At 38.8% G+C, this 6,766-nt stretch carries 9 protein-coding genes; 8 read left to right on the top strand and 1 reads right to left on the bottom strand.

Annotated features, from left to right (window positions below):
* Positions 1 to 502: 502 nt before the first annotated feature.
* The 4 genes from ACXAC4_RS18650 to ACXAC4_RS18635 all read left to right on the top strand — a co-directional run bounded on the left by ACXAC4_RS18650 (position 503) and on the right by ACXAC4_RS18635 (position 3,161).
* On the top strand, positions 503 to 988 hold the full coding sequence (locus ACXAC4_RS18650; protein ID WP_475164517.1) for a fibronectin type III domain-containing protein: 486 nt from the start codon (positions 503 to 505) through the stop codon (positions 986 to 988).
* Between the two features lie 265 nt (positions 989 to 1,253).
* Entirely contained in the window at positions 1,254 to 1,583 is a 330-nt protein-coding gene (locus ACXAC4_RS18645; protein WP_475164513.1) for a hypothetical protein, read from the top strand.
* Positions 1,580 to 1,852 (top strand): leucine-rich repeat domain-containing protein, encoded by a 273-nt coding sequence (locus ACXAC4_RS18640; RefSeq protein WP_475164511.1) that lies wholly within the window; start codon positions 1,580 to 1,582, stop codon positions 1,850 to 1,852. Before ACXAC4_RS18645 ends, ACXAC4_RS18640 begins: the two co-directional genes overlap by 4 nt.
* Positions 1,797 to 3,161 (top strand): fibronectin type III domain-containing protein, encoded by a 1,365-nt coding sequence (locus ACXAC4_RS18635; RefSeq protein ID WP_475164509.1) that lies wholly within the window; start codon positions 1,797 to 1,799, stop codon positions 3,159 to 3,161. The genes ACXAC4_RS18640 and ACXAC4_RS18635 overlap by 56 nt, the downstream gene beginning before the upstream one ends.
* Positions 3,162 to 3,524: 363 nt before the next feature.
* On the opposite strand, the gene ACXAC4_RS18630 is transcribed toward ACXAC4_RS18635, so the two are convergent.
* Complete coding sequence (locus ACXAC4_RS18630) at positions 3,525 to 3,869, bottom strand: hypothetical protein (protein ID WP_475164507.1); 345 nt, start codon at positions 3,867 to 3,869, stop codon at positions 3,525 to 3,527.
* Positions 3,870 to 4,268: 399 nt separating this feature from the next.
* On the opposite strand from ACXAC4_RS18630, the gene ACXAC4_RS18625 reads away from it, so the two are divergent.
* The 4 genes from ACXAC4_RS18625 to ACXAC4_RS18610 all read left to right on the top strand — a co-directional run bounded on the left by ACXAC4_RS18625 (position 4,269) and on the right by ACXAC4_RS18610 (position 6,734).
* Entirely contained in the window at positions 4,269 to 4,532 is a 264-nt protein-coding gene (locus tag ACXAC4_RS18625; RefSeq protein ID WP_475164504.1) for a response regulator, read from the top strand.
* An 85-nt stretch (positions 4,533 to 4,617) separates the two neighbouring features.
* Positions 4,618 to 4,965, top strand: a complete 348-nt coding sequence (locus ACXAC4_RS18620) for a winged helix-turn-helix domain-containing protein (protein ID WP_475164503.1) — start codon at positions 4,618 to 4,620, stop codon at positions 4,963 to 4,965.
* A complete protein-coding gene (locus tag ACXAC4_RS18615; protein WP_475164500.1) occupies positions 4,962 to 5,921 on the top strand; it encodes a histidine kinase dimerization/phospho-acceptor domain-containing protein in 960 nt (319 codons plus the stop codon). The genes ACXAC4_RS18620 and ACXAC4_RS18615 overlap by 4 nt, the downstream gene beginning before the upstream one ends.
* Before the next feature lie 27 nt (positions 5,922 to 5,948).
* Complete coding sequence (locus tag ACXAC4_RS18610; protein ID WP_475164497.1) at positions 5,949 to 6,734, top strand: hypothetical protein; 786 nt, start codon at positions 5,949 to 5,951, stop codon at positions 6,732 to 6,734.
* Positions 6,735 to 6,766 lie beyond the last annotated feature (32 nt).

The following is a 6,766-nucleotide window of genomic DNA, read 5'->3' as shown; positions in this document are numbered from 1 at the left end:
GGGGGGGGGGGGGGGGGGGGGGGGGGGGGGGGGGGGGGGGGGGGGGGGGGGGGGGGGGGGGGGGGGGGGGGGGGGGGGGGGGGGGGGGGGGGGGGGGGGGGGGGGGGGGGGGGGGGGGGGGGGGGGGGGGGGGGGGGGGGGGAAAAAAAAGCCCACCCGCCCCCACCGACTACACCAACAACAGAACCACTCTGCACCGACGAACGCTCAAACGCTGGGTTCTTGCCACAACCAGAAATGGGTCGACAAACTGGGGAAGATGCGCGTTTATCGTCTGTATCAATTGATTGATTCTGAGGTGAAACCTGGAGATACAGTGACTTATGCGATTGCGCAAGGTGAGGCGCAAAGTAACGAAACAACAGTTAACGGTTGAAATGCCGGTATGTAGAAGAGGAAGCTAGCGGAGAGTCGCCGAAAGACGATGAAACGGTTGTTGAGGAAGAGGAACAAGTAGCGGATGAAGAAGCAGCAAAAGATGAACCTGTCCCTACAATAACATATCGTTGCTCATAAGATAACTGATACAACAGCTGACATTTCGTGGAGTTTAGTGGATGTTGATGAATTTAGATTATACGTTGATGGCCATCTAAAAGAAGTCGTTTCACCAAATAAAACCACTTATGCATTAACGAAATTAGCCCCTGCTACTACATATAAAGTGAAAGTAGAAGGTGTTCAAAGAAGAGGTCGTGTAGTATCTTCAGCAGAGGTAGAAGTAACAACATCGGCAGTACCGACAGGAGAAGTTATTCCATTCGAAGACAGTGCCCTTGAGCAAGCAATTAAAGATGAGTTAGGGTTAAAGCGCGCTATTTATCAAGCGGACTTAGACCGTTTAACCAGTCTATCAATCGCGAATTTATGGGTAACATCTATTGAAGGATTACAATTTGCGACAAGTTTAGAAACATTGCATCTCGGTTATAATGACATTGCTGATTTAACACCAATCAAAGCATTAACAAAGTTAAAAGACTCTTGATGTCACAGGATTAGCTATTACAGATACAAGTATTTTTGAGTACAAGTTTAGTGGAATTAAATATTCTCTCGATACTTCCCTAGCCAACCTGGACTTTCTTAGAAAATTAACGAATCTTCAAACAGTTTATGCTTATGCGTCTGGCCTTGGATTGGTGAAAATGCTGCGGCACAAGCTGTACTGAAAGATTTAACTGCAAAAGGCGTAACCGTGTACAGCAATGAAGCAGATGATGTAAATATGATGGTAGAGCGTGGATTTGTCAATGAATCAAGTATCCAAGTGTATTGGAGTTTCTGGCCTGAAGCCAATATCAATTTGTACCCAGATCATTATATTGTTTCTATTGACGGGAAAGAAACGTAAAGCATCTGGTTTAGAAGAACATGTATTTAAGAACTTAAAGGCAGATACAACCTATGATATCGTTATTAAGGCTTACGACGGTAAACAATTAATTGGTCGGGCAACAATGGATGTGAAAACGGCAAAATTACCTGAAGGAAAAAAAGTGTCGATTAAGGATAAAGGGTTAAGAGACATGATTAAGATGACTCTTGGCATTAGCCGAGTGACATATATGCAAGTGATATGAAAAATTTAACTTCACTGTATGTTGATTATGAAGGTGTTCGGAATTTAGCTGGGCTAGAGTTGGCTACAAACCTTGAAGAGCTATCGATAACAGGGAACCCAGTCAGTGATCTAACAGCGATTAAAGGCTTGAGTAAATTATCGGTATTATATATTGATGACACAAAAGTGAAAGATTTAAAACCATTGTCGGGCTTAACAAGCTTGAATATGCTTGTTGCTTCCTGCAATCCTGGGACTCGATTTATCACCAATACAAGGTTTACCTAACTTACAATCGCTTTCAGCAGATAGCAATGGATATAAAAAGCTCCCTGTTTTGCCAAGTAGCTTAATCGAATTATCACTATATGATAATGAACTAACAAGTCTTAAAGGAATCGAAAAAGCAGCCAATCTGCAATACTTAATCGTATCGGATAATCCAATTAGTGATTTCAAATCACTAGCGAAATTACAGTTGTTATTTTTACTTGCAGATTATACAAATATGACGAATCTTGATTGGTTAAATTCTGAGAATGCCCATGTTTTACAAGGTCTCATTATTTCGGGTAACGCTATTACTGACATTACGCCACTTAAGAATGGTAATAATCTATTATTCTTAGCAATGGATGAAACAGCTATTACGGATATTTCGCCATTACTAGATTTACCTTACTTAGCTGTTGTCTCTTTCATCTCGGTCCCAACGCTTGACATTTCGGAAGGATCGAAAGCGATGGAAGTGATTAAAGAATTAAGAATGCGCGGTGTGGAAGTTTTCTATGAAGAAGAAATGGGGAACTTAAGCTTTACCTCTTTAACAGCGACACATGATTCAATCTATGCAGAATGGGAATATAATGGAGAAGAAGAAGTAGCAGCTTATGAATTGTATATAGATGGTGAATCAGTAGATACAGTATCAGGAACAGAATCTAGTTACGTATTTACTGGACTATCTCCGGGAACGCCGTATGAAGTTGCTATTGCAGCACTAAATGCGGATGGAGAAGAAATTGAAATTTATTTCGATTATGTATTCACGATTAGTGAAGATCTTTACTTCACAAAAGTAGAAGCAACAGAAGACTCTATTGAAACAGAATGGATATACGATGGTGAAGGAGCAGTCTATGAATATGAAATCTCTCTAAATGGAGAAGAGTATGAAATCGTGGATGCAGATACACTCTCGCATATTTGGACAGAACTTGAAAAAGATACAACATATACTATTGAATTGATGGCCTATGACGAAGAATATGAAATCCTTGGCTATACTTATGCAGAAGCAACAACAACAGTAGATGAAGACGGAACGGGCGAGGGCAACACCCCTCCTCCACCAACGAAAAAACCAGACCCAGGCAATGGCAATAAAAAACCAACTGATGGTAAAACACCAGCAGATGTCATAAAAGGGAAAAAAGAACAAATGAAATCTGGCGCCAAACCAGAGGAGAAAACAGGTAAGTCTCTACCAAATACGTCAACCAACAGCTATAACTATTTAGCAATGGGTATGACAATCTTACTAGCAGGTACCATCATGTTATTCCTTGCAAGGAAAAAACAGCCGTCAGTGAAATGATGAACAAAGAGTGACACTAAAATGGTGTCACTCTTTATTAAGTTCCGGCGAACAATGTGAGGAAAATTAGTTTCTATTGTGTTTGTTTTGCTCTAGCCTCTTTACAACCAAACACATGAGCATAAGTTATACCTATACCTTTGGGGAAAAGGTATGGGCAAAGCCAAAATGCGAACAACAGGTATGAAGATGTGCAAGTTACCTAGAAACAATTGGTTTGAATCGGATAGGAAATCATGGCGCGAATTTCCTTAAACTTCTTTCATGCCATAGAAATGTATAAATACTTAAAGAATAACCTCAAAGGGTCCGGTCGACTTTCATTACTTCCACCTGCTATTAGTGTCTTTTCTGTCATTCTTTTTATGGTAATATTTGGTTGAAAACTTCTCCGCCATTACCGTGAATTTTTATCACTTTAAGTCGATTTGTTTTCTTGATGAAGATAGTTTTATATTGTTTTTCACCATTTTGCTCAATAATAAACACGCGTTTACTTCCAGTATCTGATTCTTTTGTGAAGAGATAATCTTGATCACCGATTAGTTCTATAATTTTGCCGTATTCTGGTAATGAAGACAAATCCTTTTCGTTAGAAATCTTATCATTTGCTATGTTTTGTACAGGGACTGAATGGTTACCTGAGTTTGAGTTTGCCTCTTTTTCATCAGATGATTGAGACACTTCGTGGGTCTTCTCTTTATTCATGTCCGATTCCTCAACGGAATTACTGTTACAAGCAGAGAGGAGCAGTATCCCAGTAATTAGTGCAAGTTGCCATTTATACATGATGCAATTTCATCTCCTGTAAATATAATTTTAATTAACCATAACAAATGCTCCGGTTAAATTCATCCAATAAAAGTCTCAATTCAAAAACAAACGATTGTACTAGATAAGTCCTTTCAAAAAAGAAAGCTCATATTTAATTGCCTCTTTTAAAAAATAATGAGAAAGAAATGAACCATTTGGCCGTTTAATAAACACGAATTTTAACAGAAACTGGAGTTGAAAGGTATTAATATAAATATATTCATAAAGTAATAGAATCTTAATAAAAAGAATCTACAATCAATCATAAAGTGGATTGTAAAGGGTGGGTATTTAATGGACAAAAAATCAATTCTCGTCATTGAAGATGAAGAAAAAATTGCACGGTTATTAGAATTAGAGCTGGAATATGAAGGGTATAAAGTGACAAAAGCGCTTGATGGGTTAGAAGGATTCCATACTTATAAAAGCAAAATATGGGATCTCGTATTATTAGATATTATGCTTCCGGGTATTAGCGGAATAGAGTTGTTAAGAAGAATTAGGGCTAATGATAACCATACACCGGTCATTCTTTTAACTGCGAAAAGCTCAAGTTGAAGACAAAGTCTCTGGATTAGATTTAGGTGCGAATGATTATATAACAAAGCCTTTTCAAATAGAAGAGTTGCTGGCCAGAGTCCGTGTGGCATTCCGAAATAAAGTCACTGAGGAAGTAGAAAATGAAGAAGATGTGCTTACGATTGCTAATTTAAAAGTGAATGAGAAAACAAGAGAAGTTTTTCGTGGGGATACATCTATTGAATTGACACCGAGGGAGTTTGATTTGCTTGTTTATTTATTGGTAAATAAACGACAAGTACTGAATCGTGATCAAATTGTTGAAGCAGTCTGGGGATATGATTTTATTGGTGATACAAATGTTGTTGATGTTTATATTCGTTATATAAGGAAGAAAATTGACGTTGAAAATCTCCCTGCGCTTATCCATACGGTACGAGGTGTAGGTTATGTAATAAGGGAGATGAAATGAAGTTAAAAAACAAAATCAATCTATATACTTCTATCTTGTTCATCATATTACTAATCGTCATGAATATCTCTATTTATTTGCTGTTTAGCAATATGATGATGAATAGTGAACTTGACCGTGGGAAACTGGAATTGGAAAGAAATGCTGCTGAAATCGATCAGTCACTTGCCACGGTACCAATGGACACGTTACTTCGGGCTTATATTCCTATCGACGGTATGGTTCGTATCGTTTATGAGGATAGCCAAAAAGCAGCTAGTACATTTGTGGATCCTTCTTTTAATAAAGAGGCTCATAACATAGAGAAATCATTTAGTTCCTCATTAAATGTCGAGATTAAAGAGGGTGAAACCTCATATACTTTTGGTTCGATTCCGATTATTTTGAGCAATGGTGAAATAGCTAACCTGCAAATCGCCAAAAGCATTGTAAGAACGACAGAAAATTTAAAAGTATTACGGTTGGTTTTAATCATTGTAACCTTAGTTGCAATGATTCCAGTTATTATTTCTAGTAGGTTATTAGGCAACCTTATTATTGCGCCGATTACTTCAATGATTAAGACGATGAGTGAAATTAGAGAAAGTGGGAAATTTAAACGGCTGCCATTAAATAAAGATTCCAATGACGAATTGCATGAAATGGGTACGACTTTTAATCATATGATTGATTTACTCGAAGTCAACTTTGATAAGCAAAAACAATTTGCTTCAAGTGCTTCCCATGAACTAAAAACACCACTAACTGTAATTGAAAGCTATACCAGTCTTTTAAAAAGACGAGGATTGCATGATGAGGAACTTTTTAAAGAATCAATTGAAGCGATACATTCTGAAGCCATTAGAATGAAAAATTTGACAGAACAACTATTACTCCTAGCACAACATAATCAACAATGGAATATAGAAACAACCAAAATTAGCCTAAGCGACTTTTTGGTAGAGGTGCTGAACTAGGCACAGCGAGTCTTGGTTTTAACCTCAATGCGTATTTTTACAAGCAGAACCTACTTCGTTCAGTTACGTATTGCTAAGGTTAACGACGAGTTCGATTCACCTCTTACACAGCACCTGTTATTTACGACTGCAATTACCCTAGTTCCAAGTGTTTTATTGGCAACAGCGACCACTTATGTTGCGGTGCAATGGCTAGAAAATTACCATATTGTGATTGCGCTTGATTGGCAGTGGACTGCGCTGTTAGAGGTAATAGCCATCGCACTTAGTCTTTATATTGCACTCACTCTACCAGCTTGGTATTCGGTACTCACTTCACCGGTTAAGCGTTTACTTATGAGCTATCAAGCGCCAGAGCGTAAGCAATGGCTCAAGATTATGATGCCTGTCGTCGCTATTATTGCACTTATTGTATGGTACTCAGACAATTGGACTTTAACCATCATGGTCGTCGGCACACTGGCGGTTTGCCTATTCGGTTTAGTTTTGTTGACTTGGTGTGTACTTGGCTTGGGCAAATGGGGGCTATCTAAGCGCGCTCAGCTATTTGGTTTTGCACTTTATCTTATGCAGCAACGGATTTACGTAAAAGGCGCGCAGATCATTGCCTTAGGCTTGAGCTTGACTCTGTTATTGCTATCACTGCGGATCACGCAAGACGTCACCAATATACTTGAGCAACTTACTTATAAAGACCAAGGCAATGTGGTGATAAGCCAAGTAACTAAAACTGAGCAACAGGCCTTAGCGCAGTTTTTAACTCAATACCAAGGGCAAATTAACCATATCGCCCAGGTGCTGTGTAAGAGGTGAATCTAACCGTCGTTAACCTTAGCAATACGTAA

Source organism: Pseudoalteromonas sp. AWM4_233 (genome assembly GCF_056158285.1).
This window is presented reverse-complemented; position numbering and strand designations above follow the sequence as displayed.